We start from the raw sequence: 23,414 nt of genomic DNA on the forward strand, positions 1-23,414 counted from the left end.
TAGGTTATGGCCAACGACAACGAGCCGCCCGACAGCAAGCTGACGCGCACCAAGGAGAAATGGGCGCGCGAAGGCCGCTTTCTCACCGGCAAGATCACGCGTCCGGAGGACCAGCGCCTGCCGCCCGGCCAGCACCTCACCAAGGACTGGCCGGTGCTCGATCTCGGCGTCATGCCGCCGGTGTCCCGCGAGCGCTGGCGGCTCGATGTCTACGGTGCGATCGAAAATCCCGTGTTCTGGACTTTTGCCGAGTTCACCGCGCAGAAGCAGGAGCAGTTCGTCTCCGACATCCACTGCGTGACGACGTGGTCGCGCTACGACAATCTTTGGGAAGGCCTCGCCACGCGCGAACTGCTGGCGGCCTGTCAGCCGCGCGAAGATGCCCGCTTCGTCGTGCTGCATTCTTCTGACGGCTACACCACCAATCTCGCGCTGGAAGACTTTGCCGCAGAGGACGCCCTGCTCGCCCATAGCTGGTCGGGCCAGCCGCTGGCGGAAGAGCATGGCGGCCCGGTGCGCCTCGTCGTGCCGCATCTGTATTTCTGGAAGAGCGCCAAATGGCTCCAGGCCATCGAATTCGTGACCAAGGACGCGCCGGGCTTCTGGGAAGTCCGCGGCTATCATAACCGCGGCGATCCCTGGGCCGAGCAGCGTTATTCAGGCGACTAGATCAGGCAAACACGAGGGGGAGCCCATGCCGACGGAACGCTTCCAATTCACCGGTGAAAGCGGCCATCAACTTTCGGCCGCGCTGGAGCTGCCGGACGGCGAGCCCGCGGCCTACGCACTGTTCGCGCACTGCTTCACCTGCGGCAAGGACACGCTGGCGGCGAAACGCATCTCGGTCGCGCTCGCCGCCCGAGGCATCGCGGTGCTGCGCTTCGACTTCACCGGGCTCGGCTCAAGTGAAGGCGAGTTCGCCAATTCGACGTTCTCCTCCAATGTCGCCGATCTCGTGCGCGCCGCCGATCATCTGCGTTCGACACGCGAGGCGCCGACGATCCTGATCGGCCACAGCCTCGGCGGCGCCGCGATCCTTGCGGCAGCCGGAAAGATCCCGGAGGCGAAAGCGGTCGCGACCATTGCGGCGCCGTCCGATCCGGCTCACGTCACCGGCCTGTTCAGGGAGCATCTCGACACCATCCGCGCGCAGGGCGAGGTCGAAGTGTCACTCGCGGGGCGTCCATTCCGGATCAAGCGCGAATTCCTCGACGACATCGCCGAGCACGAGCTGATGAAGGACGTCACCGGCCTGCACAAGGCGCTGCTAGTGATGCAGTCCCCTGTTGACGACACCGTCGGCATCGACAACGCGACGAGGATTTTCGTGGCGGCAAGACATCCCAAGAGCTTCGTCTCGCTCGACCACGCCGATCATCTCCTAAGCAAGCCGGCCGACGCGCTCTACGCGGCCGACGTGATCGCGGCCTGGGCGAGCCGCTACATCGACGCAGCAAAGCCCGCGAAACCGATCGATCTCGCCGAACCGCGAAAGGTCGTCGTGCAGGAAACCCGCAAGAGCAAGTTCAACCAGACGATCACCGTCGGTCCACATCGTCTGGTGGCGGACGAGCCGGTTGCGGCCGGCGGTGAGGATGCAGGCCCTGGCCCCTATGACCTCCTGCTCGCCGGTCTCGGCGCCTGCACCTCCATGACCATGCGCCTCTATGCCGAACGCAAGTCGCTGCCGCTCGACCGCGTCACGGTCACGCTGAAGCACTCTAAGATCTACGCCAGGGATTGCGAGGAGTGCGAGACGCGCGTGGGCATGCTCGACCAGATCGAGCGCGACATCGCGATGGACGGCGCGCTCGATGCCGAGCAGCGCAAGAAGCTGATGGAGATCGCCGACAAGTGCCCGGTGCACCGGACGCTGACCTCGGAGATCCGCATCGTGACCACGGCCGTGGAGTAGCGCGTTATTTTTTGAGCATGATCTTTTCGGAAAACCACTCCACACTTTTCCGGATCATGCTCTAGAAACACGACACCATCGTCCGCAGGGCCGCGCTGATCTCGTTCTCGCGCCACGCCGCAAAGCCGAGCAGCAGGCCGTGATCGCGCGGCCGGTCCAGCGCCAGGCTGGACAGGGCGCGCGTCACGACGCCGGCCGCGCCGAGCCGCTTGACCGCTGCCTGATCAGTGCGACCGCGCTTGAGGCGCGCGACGAGCTGGATGCCGCCCGAGGGAACCTCGACCGAAAGCACCTCACCGAGATGGCGCTCCAGTCCCTCGGCGAGGTGATCGCGGCGCGCGTGATAGATCCGGCGCACCCGGCGCAGATGCGCAAGGAAGTGTCCGTCGGCAATGAATTCGGCCAGCGCTTCCTGGACGTGGCTGGCAGCGATCAGCCCGATATGCCGCTGCGCGATCTCGAAGGTGCCGACCAGTGCCGGGGGCACGACGAGATAACCGAGCCGGATATCCGACGTCATCGCCTTCGAGGACGTACCGACATAGAACACGCGGCCGTGGGCATCCAACCCTTGCAAGGCCGGCACCGGCCGGCTGTCATAGTGGAATTCACCGTCGTAATCGTCCTCCACGATCCAGGTCTTGCCCGGCCTGCTCAGGCTGAGAAGTTCGGTGCGCCGGGCCAGCGACATCAACCGCCCGGTCGGGTGCTGGTGCGATGGCGTCATGAAGATCAGCTTGGGAGCAACGAGGCCCGGCAGCCGTTGCATGCCCTGCTCGTCCAGCGTGATACCGGTGAGCCTCGCACCGGACGCGCGGAAGGCGGCTGCCGCGCCGGGATAGCCGGGGTCCTCGACCCAGACCTCGTCGCCGGGCGTGATGATTGCAGCCGCAATCAAGGTCAGCGCGGCCTGTGCACTCGGCAGGATCATGATCTGGTCCGCCGTGGCGCGGACGCCTCTGCTGGTCGCCAGATAATGCGCCAGAGCCTCGCGCAGGCTGGTTCGGTTGACCGATCCGAGCTCGCGCCGCGCTGCCTGCACTGCGCTGCGACGGAGGCAACGCGCCCAGGCCTCGTTCGGAAACTCCCTGACATCGCCGTGCCCTGGACACAGCGGCTTGAACGGAGCCTGATAGGACATCGGCCAATCGGTCTGCTTCAGCCTGGAAGCCCAGGGTGAGAGCCGCGGCTTGCCCGGGCGCACGCCAGACGCGACGGCGCCGACCCCTTCGACACGTCCGCCGCCGTCGACCGTGACCACGGGACGACGACCGTGCGACGCCTCAAGATATCCCTCGGCGGCGAGCTGCTCAAAGGCATAGGTGACGGTATTGCGCGAGACGCCGAGATCGCTCGCAAGCCGGCGGCTCGAAGGCAGCGCCCGCCCCTTGCCGAGACGGCCGGTCGCGATCAGGCCCCGCAACTGACTCGTCAGTTGCGCGACCAGCCCCTCATCGTCGGTCCGCTTCAGCTCGATCAGGGCGGAGATCACACCTTCGGAAACTGGCACCTTGTTCCTTTCCCATCTGGCACTTTTTCAGGTGCCACTCCCGATGCTATCCGCCGGATAGAACTGCTTCAAGGATCTTGCGATGAACTCCCTGTCACCCCGCGCGGCCGTCGGCCTGTTTCTCATCGTCGTGCTGGCCTGGGGCGTGAACTGGTCGGTGACGAAACAGCTCGTCCAGTTTCTTCCGCCGCTGTGGGCTTCGGCGATCCGGAGCTGGATCGCCCTGGCTGGCTTGTTCGTGATCCTCGGGCTAAGCAACAATCTGGTGATCCCGGAGCGCCGCGACATTCCGGTGGTCCTCAGCGTCGCGCTGCTGCACATGACGATATTCTCGGTCCTGGTCGCGGCCGGTGTACGCTTTCTGCCCGCCAGCAAGGCCATCGTGCTCGGCTACACGACGCCGCTCTGGGTCGCGATCGCGGCGCCCCTGCTCGGAAAAGACGCGCTGACCGCGCCAAAGCTTGCCGGCGCGCTGCTTGGATTGATCGGCCTTGCCGTCATTTTGAACCCGACCTCAATCGACTGGACCAATTCCAACGTCGTGCTCGGCGCCGGCATGGTCATTCTGGCCGCGATGTCCTGGGCGGCGAACATCATCTACATCCGCGCGCATCACTGGATCGCGTCTCCGCTCCAATTGCTGATCTGGCAGGTGCTCGTGGCAACCATCGTGCTGACGGTCTCTGCACTCATCACCGAAGGCCTGCCTCATGCGGAATTGTCACGGAAGCTCATCCTGCTGTTCCTGTACTCCGGCCTGATCGGAACGGCGCTGGCCTATTGGGCGATGTCGATGGTCAACAGGAGCATCTCGGCGCTGACGACCGCACTCGGCACCACCGGGACGCCGCTCGTCGGCATCGCCAGTGCTGCGATCCTGCTGAGCGAGCCCATCGACATGAGCCTTGCCATTGCGGCCGCGCTGATCGTGACCGGCATCGGGCTTGCGACGCTGGGCGACCGGCTGCGCAGTCAGGCCGCAGCAAGAGGCTGAACGCGCAAGCTTCCGCGCAGGCCCGCCGTCGTGCCGAGCAGGATGCCGGCAACCGCGACGAATGAACCGAGGGCCAGCGTCGATACGCCTGTGAGCCCCTGCCCGACCGAGCAGCCGAACGCCATCACGCCGCCGATCCCCATCAGCGCGGCGCCACCGGCCGAGCGCAGCATGTGGCGCGGCGAGGAATAGCCTTCGAGATGAAAACGGCGCGTGGCGAGCGCGGTGGCCAGACTGCCGGCGAAGACGCCGGCGACTGTCGCGATGCCGAAGTTCAGCGTCAGACCGGTCGAGAGCATGGCATATTGCAGGGCGTCCGCGATCGGCGCGATGAAGGTCAGCGAGGTCACCGGAACCGGGTTGAAGTCGTCGGCACCGAGATAGCCGGTGACGAACCATCCTCCCGCAACGAGCAGCCCGACAATGATCCCCGCCGCGATCTGGCCCGGCGAGCGACGGAACGCCGGATGCGCGAAAGCGAACAGGATCAGCGCAACGACAATCAAGGCAGCAGCCAGCGCGCGCGAAGCCGTTTCGTCGAGGCCAAGCGTCGCCAGCAAGGACGGCAGCGAATTGGCGTTCATCGTGGCCTGCGAAGCCTGAACCAGCGCAATGCGCGCGGGCGCGATCAAGCCCTTGAGCGTCATCTGCGCGGCGATGCCAAGCACGATCACGACGATGAAGGAGCGAAGATTGCCGCGGCCGAGCAGCACCAGCGCACGCGAGCCGCAGCCGTTCGACAGCACCATGCCGTAACCGAACAGCAGGCCGCCGAGGAACAGCACAGGCGCCGAAAACGATTGTTGCAGATAGATCGACTTGCCGAGATCGACCATTCCGCTGCCGGCGAGGAACTGACTGGCTGCGATCGCAACGGCGATCGCCAGCGCATAAGTCCGCACCAGGCGTCCGTCTCCCCCTGCGAGCCAGCCCCGCATGCTGCTCATCAGGCAGAAACCGCTGAGCAGGCCGACCGCGCCGTAGATCAGACCGATGACGAGGCCGGCAAGAATGACGAGTTGAGCAGGCGATTCCATTACGGCTTCAGGATCACGCGGTCGCGCGAGGAGCCGGCCACCGCAACATAGGCCTCCCTGGCGCGCTCCAGGGGATAGATGGCATTTGCCTTGATCGGGAACGGTTTCAGGTGCCCGCTCGCAAAGCCCGGGCCGAGATCGCGCAGCACCGCGCCCGTTGCCGCCGACGACAGCCCGAGCGTGTCGATGCCGACATAGGTGTGCTGCCCGCGGTAGAATTCGAGAATGTTGAACTGCACGATGCGATCGATCGCGGCGATCAGGATCTGGCGGCCACGAAGTGCCAGCGACTTGTGCGCGGCCTGGAAGTAAGGATCTCCGACCGTGTTGAAAACGATGTCGGCGCCCTTGCCGGCGGTTAACTCGCGCACGCGCAACGCAACATCGGTCGCGGAGGCGTCGATCACCTCGATCGGCGCATTGGCATGGCCCTCATAGGCTTCCGCCTTGCGCACCACGCCGATGACACGCGCGCCCTGCCACGTCGCGATCTGCACCGCGGCCTGGCCGACCTTGCCGTTGACGCCCAACACCAGAACTGTCTCGCCGCTCTTCGGCACGCCGGCGCGGCGAAAGCCTTCCATCGCGGTGACGAAGGGCACGCCGATGCCGGCAGCCTCCTCCCACGACACGGTCTTCGGCTTCTCGACGACAGCATCGGCCTCGACGACGAGATGGGTGGCATGGGTGCCGTCACGGCGGATACCGAGATCACCGGAGGAGCCGAACACCTCGTTTCCGACCGTGCCGGCCGGACCGTCGATCACCACCCCCGCATAGTCGCGGCCGGGTGTGCGTGGGAACACGGCGTAGGGCATCAGCCCGGTCGCGGCCTTCACGTCGGACGGATTGACGGCCGCTGCCTTGACTTCGATCAGGAGATCATTCGGACCGCGCGTCAGCGCATGACGCTCGACAACCGGCGCAATCGTCGCCGCGTTCTCGGCCTTGGCATTGAGACGCACACAGCGCGCCTCGACGGTTTTGGTATCGGTGGCAGACATGGAATGACCCACGATTGAACGCGGGCCTTGTCGCCCTTGCGGGGGACCAAGTCAATCCTTCGGCCGCTTGTCGTAGAGCCGCCTTGCCTTGCCGAGCGAGCGCTCCAGCGTGTCGGGGGGCACCACCTGAACCTTTGAGCTGATCCCGATCGTGTTCTTGATGTGGGTCGAAACCCGGTCGGCGTGGTCGACGAGCCCCCGGCCGTCCCAGCTCTCCGACCGCGCCTCGGCGATGATCGTCAGCTCGTCCATGCGACCCTCGCGAGTCAGTTCCAGGATGAAGTGCCCGCCGCACCAGTCGGTCGCGAGCAGCACTTCCTCGATCTGGGTCGGGAACAGATTGACGCCGCGCAGGATGATCATGTCGTCGGAGCGGCCCGTCACCTTCTCCATCCGCCGCATGCCCGGCCGCGCCGTGCCCGGCAGCAGTCGCGTCAGGTCGCGGGTGCGATAGCGGATCACCGGAAAGGCTTCCTTGGTGAGCGAGGTGAAAACCAGCTCGCCCTTTTCGCCATCCGGCAGCACCGCGCCGGTCTCGGGGTCGATCACTTCGGGATAGAAATGGTCTTCCCAGATGTGCAGGCCGTCCTTGGTCTCGATGCATTCCTGCGCAACGCCGGGGCCGATCACCTCCGACAGGCCATAGATGTCGGTCGCGTCCATATCGAAGGCGTCCTCGATCTCGCCGCGCATCGCATTGGTCCAGGGCTCGGCACCGAAGATGCCGACCTTGAGAGAGCACTGGCGCGGGTCGAGCTTCTGACGCTTGAACTCATCGAGGATCGCCAGCATGTAGCTCGGCGTCACCGTGATGATGTCGGGCCGGAAATCGTTGATGAGCTGCACCTGCCGCTCGGTCATGCCGCCCGAGATCGGCACCACCGTGCAGCCGAGTTTCTCGGCGCCATAATGCACGCCGAGCCCGCCGGTGAAGAGACCATAGCCATAGGCATTGTGGATGATCATGCCGGTGCGGCCGCCGGCGGCGCGGATCGAGCGCGCCATGACGTCCGACCATGTGTCGATGTCGGATTGCGTATACCCGACTACGATCGGCTTACCCGTCGTGCCGGAGGAGGCATGCACACGCACCAGCTTTTCGCGCGGCACGGCGAACATGTTGAAGGGATAGTTGTCGCGCAGGTCCGTCTTCACCGTGAACGGAAATCTGGCGAGATCGGACAGCTCGCGAAAGTCGGACGGATGCACGCCGGCCTTGTCGAAGGCCTTTCGGTAATGCGCGACGTTGTCGTAGGCGTGCTTCAGCGACAAGGCCAGCCGCTGCGTCTGAAGTGCCATAATCTCGTCGCGAGAAGCGCGCTCATGCGCGTCCATCTCGGCACGATAGGCGTTGCCACCTTCCTTGAGCCTCGTCAGAGCCATCCTCGTTTCCCCACAACATTGGTTCGTTATTTTTGTTGGTCGCTTTATTGATCCTGCGCCGGTAGCCATGTGCCGGGAATGACCCGTGAATGCCCGCGGAATTCCGCAATGACGGTGTCGCCTGCGGTGACGCGCACATCGTAGATGCCGGAGCGGCCACCGCGGGTGATTTCCCGTGCCTTTGCGACAAGGCGATCGCCGAGCTTGCCCGGCTTGATGAACGTGATCTGGCCCTGCGCCGCGACCACGCGCTCATTGTGCGAATTGCAGGCAAACGCGAACGTTGAATCGGCGAGCGTGAAGATGAACCCGCCATGGGCGATGCGCTGGCCGTTGACCATGTCCGGCCGCACCGTCATTGCAAGCGTCGCGAAGCCCGGGCCGATCTCGATGATCTCCATCCCGAGCCCCTTGGACGCATCGTCCTCGGCCCACATCGCATCGGCGCAGGCGCGGGCAACATCCTCAGGCGACAAGGTGGCTTTGACGTTCACGCGCTTCTCCCGGCCGATTGTTTGCACATGATGTTCTGCTGCTTGGCCCAAGCTGTCAAATAATGCGACGCATTTGCATTGTCGGGCCCTGATACGCCTGATCAGACATGGTCGTAGTCGACCACGACCCGCTCCGACGACGGCTTGGCCTGACAGGTCAGAACGAAGCCGGCCTTCAGTTCCCAGGGCTCCAGCGAATAATTGATATCCATCGGCGCCTCCCCCTCGACGAGCTTGGCGCGGCAGGTCGAGCACATGCCGCCCTTGCAGGCGAAGGGCAGATCGACGCCGGCGCGCAGCGCCGCATCGAGGATCGCCTCATCCTCGGCGACCGGCACGTCACGGCGCTTGCCGTCGATGATCAGCGACGCCATCGCCTTCGGCGGGGCGTCAGGCGCAACGGTCTTCTTCGGCCGCGGCCTGCCGCCGAATTCGGAGACGAAACGCTCGACGTGGATGCGGTCCTGCGCGATGCCGAGATCGCGGCAGGTCGTCTCGATCTGCTCGCTCATGCCAAGGGGACCGCAGATGAAAACGTGATCGACGCTCGCCGCCGGCACCAGCGATCGCAACAGCACCCTCACCTTGTCGCCGTTGAGCCGGCCATGCAGGATGGGGATGTCCTGCTCCTCGCCGGAGATGACGTGGAAGATCGAGAGCCGATCGATGAAGCGGTCCTTGAGATCCTCGAGCGCCTCGAGGAACATGATGTTGTCGGTCGAGCGGTTGCCGTAAAACAGAAAGAAACGACTGCCCGTCTCGCGCGCGAGAATGCCCTTCACGATCGACATGATCGGCGTGATGCCGGAACCTGCGGCAAAGCCGACATGGATGCGCCCGGCATCATCAGGCGCAACCACGCCGAAGCGCCCGGTCGGCGTCATCACGTCGAGCTCGTCGCCGCATTTCAGCTCGTCTGCTGCCCAGCTCGAAAACGCGCCGCCATCGACCTTCTTCACGGCGATGCGGATCTCGCCGTCGTCAGGGCCGGAGCAGATGGAATAGGAGCGGCGCACTTCCTCGCCGTCGAGCATGGTTCGCAGCGTGAGATACTGGCCGGGCGTGAAGGCGTAGTCCCGGGCGAGTTCGCCCGGAATGGCGAAGGTCATCGAGACGGCGTCCGACGCCTCGCGGCGAAGATCGTTGACGGCGAGGCGATGAAAGCGTGGTGCGGCTGCGGACATGGTCAATGACACTTGAAATAATCGAAGGGTTCGAGGCAGGCCTTGCAGCGCCAGAGCGCCTTGCAGGAGGTCGAGCCGAACTCGGACAACAGCTCGGTCTTCTCCGAGCCGCATTGCGGGCAGACCACGACCTGCTCGCCGAACAGCGCGCGGCGCGAGCTCGATGCTTGTGGCGGCGCGATGCCGTAGGCGCGCAGCTTCTCGCGGCCCTGCTCGCTCATCCAGTCCGTGGTCCAGGCCGGCGACAGCACGGTGCGGACCTTCGGGCGATGGAACCCGGCGCGCTCCAGCGCGACCTCGATTTCGAGTGCGATCATGTTCATGGCCGGGCAGCCGGAATAGGTCGGCGTGATCGCGACCTCGACATGATCGCCGGCGAGAACGACATCGCGGAGCACCCCGAGATCGGCGATCGTCAGCACGGGAATTTCGGGATCGACCACGCTCGCGGCCGCATCCCAGGCGCGCTGGCGCAGCTCGGCGTCGCTCTCGAGCACCATCACCATGTCAGCCCCGGAAAAGTCCGCTGCATCGATTGCAGCTCGGACAGGAGATGGCCGAGATGCTCGCTGTGCCGGCCGGAGCGACCGCCCTGCTGCATCCAGTCGTTCTGCGGCAGCACCAGCGTTGCCTCGCTGACGACATCGGAGAGCGTGGTCAGCCAGCGGCTGCGCAGGGTCCCGGGATCAATGGCGATGCCGGCATGGATCAGGGCGCGCTCGCCGTCGTCGACCGCGAACATCTCGCCGGTGAAGGCCCAGAGATGATCGATCGCGGCTTGCACACGTCGATGGCTTTCGTCCGTGCCGTCACCGAGCCGGATGATCCATTCCGAGGCATGGCGCAGGTGATAGGCACTCTCCTTCTCCGACTTGGCGGCAATCGCGGCGAGCGTCGTGTCGCGCGAGGTCATCATTGCGCGCCAGTAGAGATCGGCAAAAGCGGAATAGAAGAACTGCCGCACCAGCGTCTGGGCGAAGTCGCCGTTCGGCTGCTCGACCAGCAGCAGATTGCGGTACTGCCGCACGTCGCGCAGGTAAGCGAGCTTGTCCTCGTCGTTGCCCTTGCCTTCGGCCTTGGCCGCATAAGTGTAGAGCTCTCGCGCCTGGCCGATGAGATCGAGCGCGATGTTGGAGAGCGCCATGTCCTCTTCCAGCATCGGCGCATGCCCGCACCATTCCGACAGCCTGTGGCCGAGGACCAGCGCATCGTCGGCGCGGCGCAGCGCGTAGAGTACCAGTGGCGTTTCGGAGACTTCCGTGTTGGCGACCGGCATCACATGTGCCCCACTTCTTCCGGCACCTCATAGAAGGTCGGGTGCCGGTAGATCTTCGATTCCGCCGGCTCGAACATCATGCCCTTCTCGGCGGGATCGCTCGCGGTGATCGCGCTGGACGGCACGACCCAGATCGACAGGCCCTCACCGCGCCGTGTGTAGATGTCGCGGGCGGCCTGCAGGGCCATGGTGGCGTCGCTGGCATGCAGCGAGCCGACGTGCTTGTGCGCAAGCCCGTTGCGGCTGCGAATGAAGACTTCCCACAGAGGCGTGTTCGGCGTGGCCATCGTGCTTCTCCTATTCGGCAGCTTGTGCGGTCGGACGTTGCGCGCGCTTTGCGGCATAGGCGGCTGCCGCCTCGCGCACCCAGGCGCCCTCGTCATGCGCCTTGCGGCGCGCGGCCATACGGTCGCGGTTGCAGGGGCCGTTGCCGGCGAGCACCTGCTTGAATTCGGTCCAGTCGATCTCGCTGTAGCGCCAGTGTCCGTCGGCATCTTGAACCATGCCGGGATCGGGAATGGTGAGACCGAGATATAGCGCTTGCGGCACGGTGGCATCGACGAATTTCTGGCGCAGCTCGTCGTTGGAGAAGCGCTTGATCTTCCACTTCGTCGAGGTGTCGCTGTGCTGACTGGTGGCATCGGGCGGGCCGAACATCATCAGCACCGGCCACCACCAGCGGTTCAGCGCATCCTGCGCCATCGCTTTCTGCTCATCCGAGCCGCGGCACAGCGTCACCATGATCTCGTAGCCCTGGCGCTGGTGAAACGACTCTTCCTTGCAGACGCGGATCATCGCGCGCGCATAGGGACCGTAGGAGCACCGGCACAGCGGAATCTGGTTCATGATCGCGGCTCCGTCGACCAGCCAGCCGATGGTGCCGATATCGGCCCAGGTCAGCGTCGGATAATTGAAGATCGAGGAATATTTGGCCTTGCCCGCGAGCATGGCGTCAACCAGCTCTTCGCGTGAGCTACCGAGAGTCTCGGCGGCGGCGTAGAGATAGAGCCCGTGGCCGCACTCGTCCTGCACCTTGGCGAGCAGCGCCGCCTTGCGGCGCAGGGACGGCGCACGCGTGATCCAGTTGCCTTCGGGAAGCATGCCGACAATTTCGGAATGGGCATGCTGGGAGATCTGGCGGGTGAGCGTCTTGCGATAGGCCGACGGCATCCAGTCGTTCGGCTCGATACGTTCCTCCGCATCGATGCGCGCCTGGAACTGCGCAGCCTTGCCCGCGTCCTCAAGACCGCGATCGTCGGTCTCGGCCATATTCAGCGCCTGGGTGTACATGCGCATCCTCCCGTTTTATTGGGAGGCAATATATAACAAGAATCATGTCATGCAAGATATTTCTGTAACATGATGGTCAGGCCTCGAACCGTCTTTCCAGCAGTTTTCGGGCCGGCGGCAGCGGGCCTTTTTCGTTCGTTCCGTGCCCATCAAGCCATTGTTCCGACGGCGCGAGCAATGCGCGGTAGATCTCGCCGCAGAGTTCGCGGGCAGCCCTGCCCGGCCAGTCTGCCGGCAGCAGGCTGCCCGGCAGCAGCGGATCGCGCAGCACAACGCGGCGGTAATGGTGGATCAGCAGGATGCGTGCGGTGAAGGCGTCGGCCTCGGACAGATCCTTACCGCGCGCGAGTGCGGCGCGCAGCGGCTCGAACGTCTTCATGAATTTCAGATAGGCATCCGCGGTACGCTTCAGCGGCCAGCTCGCACTGAGAAGACGGCGGCCACTGTCATCCTCGGCCGAGACTTCGAGGCGGATCGCTGCCGCGGCTTCGTCGGGCACCGGCACGCCTGACGGCGCGACCCACACGCCCGGCAGCGGACTGCCGAAACCGGCGTTGCGCAGCGCCTCACGCGAGGCGTCGCGATCCTCGCCGTTGCCGATCAGCAGGAGTTCGAAACGGCCGGTCCAATCCGACGGCGGCGGATCATAGATGTGGCGTGTCGCTGCTTCAAAGGTCTGGCGGCCTTTGTCGGCCAGCCGATAAAAGCTGTTGCGGCCGACCTTTTCACGCGTCAGCCAGCCATCGGCGGCGAGGCGCGACATCGCGGTACGCACCACGCCGCTGTCGATATCAAGGCTTTCGAAGAATTCCAGCAGCGTACCGAGCCACACCACACCGCCACGCGGCACGATGGCATCGCCGAACACGGTGATGACGATGGAGCCGGTGCGCGACGGTTCGCGCTTGAGCTGGTCGACGATGCGAGAGAGCGGATGCGCCATGGCCGAGGCATAGCGCGTTTGGTGCGGGCGCGACAATGGACGGGAACGACGCTCTTGCTGCTCCCTCTCCCCGTTCTTACGGGGAGGGGGTTGGGGTGAGGGGCTGCTTCCACAAACCAAGTAATAGTTGGACTCGCGGAGAGCCCCCCTCACCCGGATTGCATCTCCGATGCAATCCGACCTCTCCCCGCAAGCGGGGCGAGGTGAAGAAAGGCGCTACCTGTGCGGATCTGGATAAGCCAGGCTGCGCAAGCCGCTGCGGTCGAACGGGCGCCACTGGCCTTCCTTCTGCGCGAGCCGATCGGCCACCGCATAGACGACGGCGGGATGGTGGCCCATGCCGCAATGGCTGCTGTCGACCTCGATGCTCTCGGTCTCGGCTCCCGTCTTCTCCATGCAGCCCTGCCAGGCGCAGACGCCGTCGGTGCGGCTGAAGATGGCGGTGGTCGGTACCGGCGGCGGGACGGCCAGCTCGCCGCCGAAATGCGGATCGACCTGATCGGCGCGTTGTCCACTTGCCCATTCGTAGACGCGCCAGGCATTGGTCGATTTGGGATCGCCGGCAAAGGGACTGCCGAGCGTGATCACCTGGCGCACGCGCTCGGGCATCATCTTGGCGAGTTGGCGCGCATAGAGGCCGCCGAGGCTCCAGCCCACCAGGCTGATCTTGCGGCCATGCGTGTCGCTCAGTTCCTGCACCAGATCCACCATCGCATGCTGCACGCCCTCGCGCAGGCCATAATTGCGGCCCTGGCGCCAGCCGCTCACCGCGTAGCCCTTGCCCGACAAAAAGGTGCGCAGCGCGCGTGTGGATTCATCCGAGGCCACGAGGCCGGGCAGCACCAGCACCGGATGCCCGTCTCCGCGTGGCGCGAGGCTCAGCAGCGGCAGCGCACCGAGGAATGCGCCGAACTCGTGGATCGCGCGCCCTTCCAGAAACATCAGAGTACGTGACGGCGGGCGGAGCGTCTGGGCGGTAGCGGTCATCAATGAATCCCCTGGAAAGAGGCCGGCCGCGATGCCGGCAAATCGGTATGAATTCCAATACGCCGGCTTCTCGAACGTTCCGCAGCGCAGCATGAATCATGCTAGGCGGCCGGTTCCAAGCATTCAAGCCGGTGGAACGCGGGGCGACAATAGGCCCGCGCGCTATGCTAACGTCCGTGACGCAAAAGTCACAACAATCGGAGCAGGGATTCTACGGAGTAGAGCGCGAGTCCGGCGAGGCCGCCGATCAGCGAGCCGTTGAAGCGGATGTACTGCAGGTCGCGCCCGATGTTGATCTCGATCAGCGAAATCAGCTGCGCCATGTCCCACGATTTGACCTGGTCGGAGATGAAGGTCGAGACGCCGCTCTTCTGGTCCGCGACGAAGCTGCGCAGCACCGCCACCAGCCCCTTGTTGATCTCGCGGCGCAGCTCGGCATCGCCCGCGAGCGCTTCGCCGGCCGCGACGAACATGCCGGCGAGATGATGCTGCAGCACCTGCGTCTCACCACTCGCGCTACGCTCGATGAAGGAGCGCGTATTCGCCCAGACGGTGCGGGCGAGATCGGCCAGCTCGGGCCGTGCCAGCAGGTCGCGTTTGAGGCCGTTGATGCGATCGACATAGGCCTGGTCAGTGCCGAGCCGGTCGACGAATCCCAGCACCATGCGGTCGAACTCGCCGCGGAACGGATGCCTGGGATCCGCGCGCACTTCATCGAAGAAGGCGGTGGCGGACGCCACGATCTTATTCACCAGAAATTTGTCGGCGCGGTAGAGCCGCAGCAGGGTCGGCAACTCCGCGCGCACCTTCTCGCGGATCATCGCCATCGTGTCCTTCTGATTGAGCGTCTCGTGCATCACGCGCAGGAGATCGTCGAACAGGATCTGGTGCCGCCCCTCCGCCACGAAGCCGCGCAGCGTGCCGGCAGCAAGCGGCGCAAGGTTGATCGCCTGAAGCTGCGAGGACATACGGCGAATGATGAAGGTCATCAGGCCCGAGCTCTCGGTCGCAGCGAAGGCCTCCGGCAACAGGCGCAGCGCAAAGCGCGCCAGGTCGTCGCTGCGTTTGCGGTCGCGCAGCCAGTCGGCAACGAACGAGCCAAAATCAATCTCGTTCAGCTTGGCCTCGACGGGACCTGCCGAGAGGAAATGCACCTGGATGAACTCACCGAGCTTGTCGGCGATACGGGCCTGGTTGCTCTGGATGATCGCGGTGTGAGGGATCGGCAGGCCGAGGGGCCGCTTGAACAGCGCGACCACCGCATACCAGTCGGCGAGCCCGCCGATGGTCGCGGCTTCCGCGAAAGCCGCGATGAAGCCGAACACGGGATGCACGGGTAGCAGCCATTTCGCAACGACGAACAGCGCTAGGGTAACGGCCAGCACCAGCGTCGCCAACGCTTTCACGCGCCGCAGCTCGGCCGCGCGCTCGGCATCGCCGGGGGTGTCGAAGGAGAAGGTGGCAGATGAATTCATGACTGCATCACAGTACTCCGTCATTGCGAGCGAAGCGAAGCAATCCAGAGTCTTTCCACGGAGAGACTCTGGATTGCTTCGTTGCAAGGGCTCCTCGCAATGGCGGCTGCGGCGGCGCAAAAAACAAAAGGCCCGCCGAAGCGGGCCTCAAATTTCAGTTATGACTCAAGCGCCGGATCAGGCGGTCTTGTTGTAGACCTTGGCAAAATTGTCCTGAGCGGACTTCGCACCGTTGGCGGCGAGCTTGCCGAGATAGTCGGTGGTCGCCTTGGCGCGCGAGACGAACGCTTCGCCGCGGGCGCGGAGCAGGCTCGACTGGATCTCGACGGCTTCGCTGAACGACTTGGCGGACGCGAGCTTGTCGATGCCCGAGAAGAACGCCTCGGCGTCCTCGTAGATCGCCTGCTGGATGTTGCGGCTGATCTTGCCGGCTTCAGTGACGGATTCGGTCACCGCGTTCTCGACCGCGGCGGTCACCCGCTCGGAGCCGGCGAAAGCCTCGGCCGCGCGATCCTTGGCGGTGCTGGCGGTCTTCTTGACGAACTCGCGGGCAGCCTCGGGAACTTCCAGGTTCTGGATGTTCTTGAAAGCGTCCTTGAAGCCTTCGAAAGCGGTGTTGGTTTCGGTGGTCATGGGGTTCTCTCCATCCTCATTGGGCTGAGCTATGGGCTCACCCCGTCCTTGTTGGCCCGGGGCACTCCTTATATGGCATAGTTAATGGTGCACTGCAATATTCGTATTGCACTGCGATATCACGAATTCGTGAATAGCCTTAGCGAAAGGCATTCTGGTGCCTCTGTGACCAGCCCGATCCTTCGAAGCCTAGTGCTGGACGGCGCCTGGCAGGCCATAAGCCTCCATCTGGGCCTGGACCTGCGCGACGTTGTGGCCGAGCACGACGATGTCATGGGTCTTGCCGTCGACGTCCCGGACATGGTCTCGCAGCAGTGCCTCGGCCTTGAAGCCGAGGCTCTCGAACAGCGCGATCGCCGCCTGCTGGTCGACCGTCATCTGCACAGAGAGCTTTTCGAGGCCGGCACCGAGCGCGAGCGCAAAGGTCTCCTGCGACAGCGCCCGTCCCACGCCCTTCCCGCGCATGTCGAGCGACACCACCATGCGGATCTCGCCGACATGGGGCGACCAGGAATGCGGATCGCGCACCAGGGTGCCGCAGCCGACGACCTTGCCGTCTTTCACCGCGAGCAGGCTGGTGATCGCGCCACGCTCGATCTCCTTGACCCAGGCCGACAGCACCTTCGGCTCGCTGATGTTGCGCGGCAGGAACAGGAGGTCGTGGGTCGGCAGACCCTTGCCGAAGGCAAGCACCGCGGCCTCGTCCGCGGGCGACATCAGGCGAATCTCGATATCGCCGGCGTCGGTCCTGACGTGGCGCGGATAGGAACGCTGCTCGCTCATGTCGATCTCTTCCCCAGCCAGGCATCCAGTTTCGGCCACAGCCGCTTCACCGCGTTGGCGCCGGCGACGAGGGAGACGTGACCGCCCTTCAGCATCACCTCTTCCTTGTCCTCGGACCCGATCTTGGCGATCAGGTGCTTGGCGGCATCATACGGCACGATGTGATCGTGCTCGGCGACCGCGTGCAGGAACGGCACCTTGATCTCTTCCAACTTCGCCGCGCGGCCGCCGACCGACATGGTGTCGTTGAACAGCTTGTTGTCCCACATCAGATCCTTGGTGATGGTGCGGAAATATTCCCCCGCCAGCGGCAGCGTGTCGGTCGCCCAGCGGTCGAACATCCGGTACGACTTCACGAACTCGTCGTTCCAGATGTTCTCCCAGAGCTGGATCTGGCTCGCCGCGCGCGAAGCCGGGCGCAGCATCTCGAACGACGACAGGATCATCTCCGGCGGCACGTTGCCGACGCTGTCGACGAGGCGGTCGACGTCGAAATAGCGGCGGTCGGAGAAGTTCGAGAACAGCTTCATCTCACGGAAATCGATCGGCGTGGTGAAGCAGATCAAGTTCTTCATTGGCCCGTCCTTGTGGATCGCGCCGTAAAGCAGCGACAGCACGCCGCCGAAGCAATAGCCGATCACGGAAACGTCCTGCTCGCCGGAATCGGCTTGCACGCGGCGGACACAGTCCGGGATGAAGTCGAGGACATAGTCCTCCATCCGCAGACTCTTCTCCTCCGGCCGCGGCGCGCTCCAGTCGAGCATGTAGACGTCGTATCCGCGCTTCAGCAGAAACTCGATGAAGCTCTGTCCGGGCACGAGGTCAAGAATGTAGCCGCGGTTGGTGGTCGCCATCACGATCAGCACCGGCACCCGGTAGATCTCGTCGGACATCGGCCGGTAGTGATACAGGCTCATCGTGCCGCGCGAATGCAGCACGTCCTTCGGAGTCGCGCCGAGGGTCGGGCCCGAGGTCGAGAAATATTCAACGCCCTTGATGCTGCGCTGGATGGCGCGCTGCACCTCGGACTGGATGCGCTCCGGGATCCCCGCGAGATCGAGCCCGGCGGGAGCATTCATGCCTGCTCTCCGCCTTCGGATGGCGGGCGCTTCGTGCGCGGCGGCCGCGATGCGGTATCGGAGCCTTGAGGTAAGCCGGAACTCGCCGCCATCTGGCTCAGCATCGACTTGATCTCGCCGATCTGGCCTTCGATCGCCTGCAGCCGTTCGGCAAGGCCGGTGACCTGCTCGCGACTCGGCAGGTTCATCGTGACCAGATATTTCTCCATGAGCTCGCCGAGCTGCTTCTGTGCACCTGCAGCAACGCCGCCGGCCCGGTTCACCACTTGCGAAAACTCGGGCGAGGCCATGGCCTGATTGGAAAAGGAGTTGAACCCCTTTTCCATGTCGCCAACCATCTTCTGCCACATGGCGACCGGGTCATGGGTCTTGTCGGTCATCGGCGTCCTCCTGTGATCGAGAGCTGCGATGCCCTTCTTTTTTCGCCATACCACACCGTTGCGAGGTGCCGGTCAACCGGCAACGCCCGGGCGCGCGCGGCTTCATTGCGACGGCAAACCGTGCGATACAGCGTGGGTCAAAGCAGAGGAAACGCAGCCGTGACCGCCCATCAGCCGCCCCAGACCGTCCGCGCCAATGGCATCGACATCTGCCACGAGATCTTCGGCGACGACAATGCCGAACCGCTGCTGCTGATCATGGGGCTCGGCGCGCAGATGATCCATTGGGACGATGCGTTCTGCGAGCAGCTCGCCGTGCGCGGCTTTCGGGTGATCCGCTTCGACAACCGCGACATCGGCAAGTCGAGCCATCTCACCGGCGGCAAGCGCCTGACGCCGCTCGAGCTGCTGAAGCTGCGCTTCCTCAGGATTCCCGTCGCGGCAACCTACAAGCTGATAGACATGGCAAGAGACACGGTCGGACTGATGGATGCGCTCGGCATCAAGTCGGCGCATCTGGTCGGCGCCTCCATGGGCGGCATGATCGCGCAGGAGCTGGCGCTGTCGTTTCCGCAGCGCGTGCGCTCGCTGACCTCGATCATGTCGACGACAGGCAATCCACGCGTCCCGCCGCCGACACGCGAGGCTGCAACCATGCTGATGGCGCCACCGCCCCGCAGCAAGGAGGAGTTCATCGTCCGCTTCGGCCAGACCTGGAAGGTGCTGCGGGCCGGCTCCTTTCCGGAAGAGGAAGCGCTCGATCTCGATCGTGCCGAACGCGTGTTCGCGCGCGGGCTCAATCCGGCCGGCGTCGGCCGGCAGCTGCGCGCCGTGCTCGCGTCCGGCAGCCGCAAGGAGCGACTGCACAGCGTGAAGACACCGACGCTGGTCATCCACGGCACCGTCGATCCGCTGGTGCGGCCCGAAGGCGGCAAGGACACCGCGGAGTCAATTCCCGGCGCAAAGCTGCTAATGATCGAGGGCATGGGTCACGCCCTGTCGATGCGCTTCTGGCCTGAGATCATCGGCGCCATCGACAAGCATGCGCACGGCGCGGTGGCCGACGCGGCCTAGAAAGACGGCTTAAGCCTTCCGCGCGATCCAGATCACGTGACGCGCGCCGCCGCCCCTTCCGGTGGCGCGAATGTTCACTTCGTTGACGTCGAAGCCGGCGCTGCCAAGGCGCTTGGTGAAGGCGGGGTTGGGTCCCGACGACCAGACCGCAAGCACTCCACCCGGCCGCAGTGCGACCTTCGCCGCCTTCAGCCCGGTCGCGCTGTAGAGCGCGTCATTGCCCTTTCGGGTCAACCCTTCCGGGCCATTGTCAACGTCAAGGAGGATGGCGTCGAAGGCTGAGCTCTTTGCCCGAATGACTTCGCCGACGTCGATTTCCCGGATGCTCACTCGCGGATCGTCAAGACTGTCGCCGAACACCTCGGCCATCGGACCTTGCGCCCAGGCGACTACCGCCGGCACCAGTTCGGACACCACGATCTTCGCCTTGCTTCCGAGCACGGTCAGCGCCGCACGCAGCGTAAAGCCCATGCCGAGGCCACCGATGAGGACGACGGGCTTTGCGACCTTCTCGATCTGCTTGGCCGCGAGCGTCGCAAGCGCCGCTTCCGATCCCGACAGGCGGTTGTTCATCAGCTCGTTGGTGCCGAGCTTGATGGAAAACTCCTTGCCGCGCCGCATCAGACGAAGCTCCTCGTCGGAGCCAGGGATCTTGGCGGTGTCGATTTTTTCCCAGGGAATCATGGCAGAGCTGTAGCACGATTGGGCCGGCAGTCACCCGCCAGCCCAGACGTCCAGCACATACCGGTTCTTCGCGCCCATCTCCTCGATCCAGCGCGCGCTTGCCACCGCATCGCTGCCGCTCTTCTCGCGATGGATCGCGACGAGGGCCGCCTTCACGTCGGGCTCCATCTTGCCACCGTCGCCGCAGACATAGATGATCGCACCCTGCTCGATCAGCGGCCAGACCTTGTCCTTCTGCGCGGCGAGTACGTGCTGGACATAAGTCTTGGGACCATCCGCGCGCGAGAACGCCGTGAACAGCTCGGTGATGCCGCTTGCCGCCAGCGCGGTCAGCTCATCCTTGTAGAGAAAATCCTGATCCGGATGGCGGCAGCCGAAGAACAGCATGGCCGGGCCGAGGGCGGCGCCCTTCGCCTTGCGCGCGGCGCGCTCCTGGAGGAAGCCGCGGAATGGCGCAAGTCCCGTGCCCGGGCCGATCATGATGACCGGCACGGACGGGTCGTCGGGCAGCCGGAAGCCGGCCTTGGTCTCGCGCACCGTGGCGTAGATCGCATCGCCCGCGCGCCGATTGGCGAGATAGTTCGAGCAGATACCCTTGTAGATGCCGCGCCCGGAGGCGGCCGGCCCTTCGACCACGCCGACCGTGATGCTGCAACGTGCCGGGTCGACCAAGGGCGATAACGAGATCGAGTAATAGCGCGGCGCCAGCAGCGAAAGCATTTCCAGGTAAACGTGGAACGGCAGCTCGCAGGCCGGATATTCAAGCAGCAGGTCGAACACCGATTTGCGCCTGGCCAGGATCTCGGTGCGGTAACGCTCGAGCGGCTCGGGCTCCTCGCCGACGAAGGCCAGCAGCTTCGGCTTGGTGACCGGGCAGCGGGTATGCTCCGCCATGATCTGGATCTGCTTGCGTGTCGCCACCTGCTGCAACTCGACGAACTCGCTCAGCAGGCGGCCGACCGACACGGCGTCGCCGACCGGCAATTGCGCGCGGCGGCCCTCGGCGACCTGAAGCCGGATCTGGTCCGCCGGCAGGAAGCCGAAGCGACGGGCAACCGAATCCACCAGTGTCGGATCGTTACGCGGGACGACGCTCAAGTGATCGCCGACGCGATAGCTAATGTTGGTCGGCAGCTGCACCTCGATATGGCGCGTCGAACGCTCCGACGGATTGGACCCGGTCTTGTTCTGGAGCTCGTCATTGACCAGCACCTTCATCGCCACCGCGCCGCCCTGTGCCACGATGGTGTTGACGGCCGTTACCGCCACCGGCTCGATCGCGTAGAGCGGATCGTCCTCCGCGGTGCGGGTGAAATTCCAGTCGATGCCGAACTCCTTGGTCGCGACCTGGGCAGCCGCCGGGAACCATTTCTGGAACTGGCCGTCGAGATCGCTGCGCGCATCGCCCTCGCCGCGCGGATAGACCGGCCGCCCACCATGCTTCGACAATTGCTGGTCGATGAAGCGCGGCACCGATTGATACGTCGCCGCCCAGTCACTGTTGCCGCAGCCGAATACTGCGTAGCGCACATTGGCAAAGGCATCCTTCGGCAGATCGTCGCCGAGCCACTTGACGAATTGCGTCGCGTTATCCGGCGGCGCGCCATTGTAGGAGGCGCAGATGATCAGCACGCCGCCTTCCTGCGGCAACTTGCCGACGCAATCGTCGAGCGGCCCGAGATGCACGGCAAAGCCGTTGATCTCGGCAAGGTCGGCCATCCTCGTCGCCAACTCCTCGGCCGTGCCGAGATTGGAGCCGTAGAGCACCAGCATCGGCGTATTGTGGCCGGGCCGCGCGGTCGGCTGACGCGGCGCCTTCGGCGCGGCGGACGCCGCCACCGGTCCACCGTAGGCGCCTCGCTCGCGATCGGCGCGCGGGCGCACCTTGATCTTGAAGCCCTCGGGCTTCATCGTCAGGGTTTCCTTCAGGTGCATCTGGTAGCGCTGGTGGTCGATCAGCTTGAAGCGCTGCAGGATCATGCCCAGCGCAAGCGCGGCCTCGTGCATGGCAAAACCGCGGCCGATACAGGCGCGCTGGCCGTTGCCGAACGGCTTCCAGGCATTGATCGGCCGTTTTGCCTCGGCCTCGCGGCTGAAATTCTCGGGGTCGAAGGCGTCGGGGTTGGGTCCCCAGACAGAAGGATCGCGATGCAATGCCGTCACCAGGATGGTGGTGAAGGTGCCCTTCCTGAGCCTGTACTTGCCGCCGCCGATGGCCTCATCCTTCAGCGGGGAGATGCCATAGGCCGGCGCAGGCGGCCACAGCCGCAGGGCCTCCTTCAGGATCTGCGTGATGTAGGTGAGCTGCGTCACCTGTTGATAGGTCGGCTTCGCATTGACGTCCGGGCCGAAGACGCGGTCGACCTCGTCATAGGCTTTCTTGAGAATGTCGGGATGCTTGAGCAGCGCATAGATCGTGCAGGATAGCAGGCCGCTCGTGGTCTCGTGGCCCGCGATCAGGAACGTGTTGATCTGGTAGCGGATGTTGACGTCGTCGAGCTGCTCGCCGGTCGAACGATCGACACCGGTCATCATCGCGGCGAGCATGTCCTTCTTGTCGTCGATTGCTTCCGCGCTCTTGCGGCGCTCGGCGATGATCTCGTCGACCATCTTGTTCATGAAGGCGACATCTTCGCCCAAGGTCTTGCGCCGCTTCTGCATCCAGAGCTGCTCGAACGGCAGCCCGCGCGTCATCATGATGGTTTCGAGCGAGCGCACCAGCGACTCGACGAAAGGATGATAGTCGCGCCGGTAGAACGAATTGAAACGGTAATCGAACCCGCACAGGCCGATCGTGTCCAGCGTCAGCGCGGTCATATCGTGGACGACGTCAATCTCGTCATCGGCGTTGAGCCGCTCCCATTTGTTGACGAGTTGCTCGGCGATATCGACCATGCTCGGGTGATAGGACTGCATGGCGCGGTTGCCGAAGGGCTGAAGCAGGATGTTGTGCGCCTTGCTCCAGTTCGGCTCCCTGGTGTCAGCCGTGAACAGGCCGTCGCCGCCGACCGCGCGCACGCGCCGCAGCGCGCCGCGCACCGTCTTGTCAAAACGTTTCTCGTCGGACAGCTCGTCGACGAGATCGTGGCCGGAGACGACGACGATCGGCGAGCCCATCATGTCGAGCCAGAAGATCGGGCCCAGCTCCTTGGCAAGCCGCGTCAGGTGCTGCACCGGAGCGGCCGAGTCCAACGACAGCATGTTGCCGACCACCGGCTTTGTCGGCGGCTGCGGGATCGGGTCCAGTCGGTTCTTGGACGACATTAAATGCGCTTCCCCCTGCCTCGTA

At 64.6% G+C, this 23,414-nt stretch carries 23 protein-coding genes; 4 read left to right on the forward strand and 19 right to left on the reverse strand.

From position 1 onward, the window contains the following. Nucleotides 1-6: 6 nt before the first annotated feature. Both WHZ77_RS23915 and WHZ77_RS23920 read left to right on the forward strand, forming a co-directional pair. Nucleotides 7-669, forward strand: coding sequence for a sulfite oxidase-like oxidoreductase (locus WHZ77_RS23915; protein WP_375310198.1), 663 nt, complete (start codon nucleotides 7-9; stop codon nucleotides 667-669). 25 nt (nucleotides 670-694) lie between these two features. After that, nucleotides 695-1,915, forward strand: a complete 1,221-nt coding sequence (locus tag WHZ77_RS23920) for an alpha/beta fold hydrolase (RefSeq protein WP_375310199.1) — start codon at nucleotides 695-697, stop codon at nucleotides 1,913-1,915. Between the two features lie 61 nt (nucleotides 1,916-1,976). Here the strand turns inward: WHZ77_RS23920 and WHZ77_RS23925 are convergent, their stop codons facing one another. Beyond that, nucleotides 1,977-3,425 (reverse strand): PLP-dependent aminotransferase family protein, encoded by a 1,449-nt coding sequence (locus WHZ77_RS23925; protein ID WP_375310200.1) that lies wholly within the window; start codon nucleotides 3,423-3,425, stop codon nucleotides 1,977-1,979. Between the two features lie 82 nt (nucleotides 3,426-3,507). On the opposite strand from WHZ77_RS23925, the gene WHZ77_RS23930 reads away from it, so the two are divergent. Then, nucleotides 3,508-4,419: a DMT family transporter gene (locus WHZ77_RS23930; RefSeq protein ID WP_375310201.1), complete on the forward strand. Its 912-nt coding sequence runs from the start codon at nucleotides 3,508-3,510 to the stop codon at nucleotides 4,417-4,419. Here WHZ77_RS23930 and WHZ77_RS23935 read toward each other — a convergent pair. The 16 genes from WHZ77_RS23935 to WHZ77_RS24010 form a co-directional block, all read right to left on the reverse strand. Beyond that, on the reverse strand, nucleotides 4,398-5,456 hold the full coding sequence (locus WHZ77_RS23935; protein WP_375310202.1) for a YeeE/YedE family protein: 1,059 nt from the start codon (nucleotides 5,454-5,456) through the stop codon (nucleotides 4,398-4,400). The two genes, WHZ77_RS23930 and WHZ77_RS23935, sit on opposite strands and share 22 nt — an antisense overlap. Beyond that, entirely contained in the window at nucleotides 5,456-6,460 is a 1,005-nt protein-coding gene (locus WHZ77_RS23940; protein WP_375310203.1) for a zinc-binding alcohol dehydrogenase family protein, read from the reverse strand. Before WHZ77_RS23940 ends, WHZ77_RS23935 begins: the two co-directional genes overlap by 1 nt. A 51-nt stretch (nucleotides 6,461-6,511) precedes the next feature. Beyond that, nucleotides 6,512-7,843, reverse strand: a complete 1,332-nt coding sequence (paaK, locus tag WHZ77_RS23945) for a phenylacetate--CoA ligase PaaK (protein WP_375310204.1) — start codon at nucleotides 7,841-7,843, stop codon at nucleotides 6,512-6,514. A gap of 44 nt (nucleotides 7,844-7,887) precedes the next feature. After that, the gene (paaI, locus tag WHZ77_RS23950; RefSeq protein WP_375310205.1) at nucleotides 7,888-8,337 is read right to left on the reverse strand and encodes a hydroxyphenylacetyl-CoA thioesterase PaaI; all 450 of its coding nucleotides are present in this window, start codon (nucleotides 8,335-8,337) and stop codon (nucleotides 7,888-7,890) included. 101 nt (nucleotides 8,338-8,438) lie between these two features. Beyond that, on the reverse strand, nucleotides 8,439-9,521 hold the full coding sequence (gene paaE / locus WHZ77_RS23955) for a 1,2-phenylacetyl-CoA epoxidase subunit PaaE (protein ID WP_375310206.1): 1,083 nt from the start codon (nucleotides 9,519-9,521) through the stop codon (nucleotides 8,439-8,441). Nucleotides 9,522-9,523: 2 nt separating this feature from the next. Further along, on the reverse strand, nucleotides 9,524-10,027 hold the full coding sequence (gene paaD / locus WHZ77_RS23960) for a 1,2-phenylacetyl-CoA epoxidase subunit PaaD (protein ID WP_375310207.1): 504 nt from the start codon (nucleotides 10,025-10,027) through the stop codon (nucleotides 9,524-9,526). Continuing rightward, on the reverse strand, nucleotides 10,021-10,797 hold the full coding sequence (paaC, locus tag WHZ77_RS23965; protein WP_375310208.1) for a 1,2-phenylacetyl-CoA epoxidase subunit PaaC: 777 nt from the start codon (nucleotides 10,795-10,797) through the stop codon (nucleotides 10,021-10,023). The genes paaD and paaC overlap by 7 nt, the downstream gene beginning before the upstream one ends. Then, nucleotides 10,797-11,084, reverse strand: a complete 288-nt coding sequence (gene paaB / locus WHZ77_RS23970) for a 1,2-phenylacetyl-CoA epoxidase subunit PaaB (RefSeq protein ID WP_015687593.1) — start codon at nucleotides 11,082-11,084, stop codon at nucleotides 10,797-10,799. The genes paaC and paaB overlap by 1 nt, the downstream gene beginning before the upstream one ends. A gap of 10 nt (nucleotides 11,085-11,094) precedes the next feature. Then, the gene (gene paaA / locus WHZ77_RS23975; RefSeq protein WP_375310209.1) at nucleotides 11,095-12,087 is read right to left on the reverse strand and encodes a 1,2-phenylacetyl-CoA epoxidase subunit PaaA; all 993 of its coding nucleotides are present in this window, start codon (nucleotides 12,085-12,087) and stop codon (nucleotides 11,095-11,097) included. A 76-nt stretch (nucleotides 12,088-12,163) separates the two neighbouring features. After that, nucleotides 12,164-13,030, reverse strand: coding sequence for a phenylacetic acid degradation operon negative regulatory protein PaaX (gene paaX, locus WHZ77_RS23980; protein WP_375310210.1), 867 nt, complete (start codon nucleotides 13,028-13,030; stop codon nucleotides 12,164-12,166). Between the two features lie 216 nt (nucleotides 13,031-13,246). After that, nucleotides 13,247-14,017, reverse strand: coding sequence for a lipase family alpha/beta hydrolase (locus WHZ77_RS23985; RefSeq protein ID WP_375310211.1), 771 nt, complete (start codon nucleotides 14,015-14,017; stop codon nucleotides 13,247-13,249). Nucleotides 14,018-14,205: 188 nt separating this feature from the next. Next, nucleotides 14,206-15,492: a DUF445 domain-containing protein gene (locus tag WHZ77_RS23990; RefSeq protein ID WP_375310212.1), complete on the reverse strand. Its 1,287-nt coding sequence runs from the start codon at nucleotides 15,490-15,492 to the stop codon at nucleotides 14,206-14,208. Between the two features lie 177 nt (nucleotides 15,493-15,669). Beyond that, nucleotides 15,670-16,125 (reverse strand): phasin, encoded by a 456-nt coding sequence (locus WHZ77_RS23995; protein ID WP_375310213.1) that lies wholly within the window; start codon nucleotides 16,123-16,125, stop codon nucleotides 15,670-15,672. 189 nt (nucleotides 16,126-16,314) lie between these two features. Further along, nucleotides 16,315-16,908, reverse strand: coding sequence for a GNAT family N-acetyltransferase (locus WHZ77_RS24000; protein ID WP_375310214.1), 594 nt, complete (start codon nucleotides 16,906-16,908; stop codon nucleotides 16,315-16,317). Continuing rightward, a complete protein-coding gene (locus tag WHZ77_RS24005; protein ID WP_375310215.1) occupies nucleotides 16,905-17,987 on the reverse strand; it encodes a PHA/PHB synthase family protein in 1,083 nt (360 codons plus the stop codon). The genes WHZ77_RS24000 and WHZ77_RS24005 overlap by 4 nt, the downstream gene beginning before the upstream one ends. Continuing rightward, a complete protein-coding gene (locus WHZ77_RS24010) occupies nucleotides 17,984-18,367 on the reverse strand; it encodes a hypothetical protein (RefSeq protein WP_375310216.1) in 384 nt (127 codons plus the stop codon). The genes WHZ77_RS24005 and WHZ77_RS24010 overlap by 4 nt, the downstream gene beginning before the upstream one ends. Nucleotides 18,368-18,526: 159 nt before the next feature. Here WHZ77_RS24010 and WHZ77_RS24015 point away from each other — a divergent pair, with 159 nt between their 5' ends. Beyond that, the gene (locus tag WHZ77_RS24015; protein WP_375310217.1) at nucleotides 18,527-19,441 is read left to right on the forward strand and encodes an alpha/beta fold hydrolase; all 915 of its coding nucleotides are present in this window, start codon (nucleotides 18,527-18,529) and stop codon (nucleotides 19,439-19,441) included. A 9-nt stretch (nucleotides 19,442-19,450) separates the two neighbouring features. Here WHZ77_RS24015 and WHZ77_RS24020 read toward each other — a convergent pair whose 3' ends face one another. Continuing rightward, nucleotides 19,451-20,125 (reverse strand): spermidine synthase, encoded by a 675-nt coding sequence (locus tag WHZ77_RS24020; RefSeq protein ID WP_375310218.1) that lies wholly within the window; start codon nucleotides 20,123-20,125, stop codon nucleotides 19,451-19,453. A 30-nt stretch (nucleotides 20,126-20,155) separates the two neighbouring features. Then, nucleotides 20,156-23,389, reverse strand: coding sequence for a bifunctional cytochrome P450/NADPH--P450 reductase (locus tag WHZ77_RS24025; protein WP_375310219.1), 3,234 nt, complete (start codon nucleotides 23,387-23,389; stop codon nucleotides 20,156-20,158). Nucleotides 23,390-23,414 lie beyond the last annotated feature (25 nt).

The organism is Bradyrhizobium sp. A5 (genome assembly GCF_042076515.1).
Lineage (GTDB): Bacteria > Pseudomonadota > Alphaproteobacteria > Rhizobiales > Xanthobacteraceae > Bradyrhizobium > Bradyrhizobium cosmicum.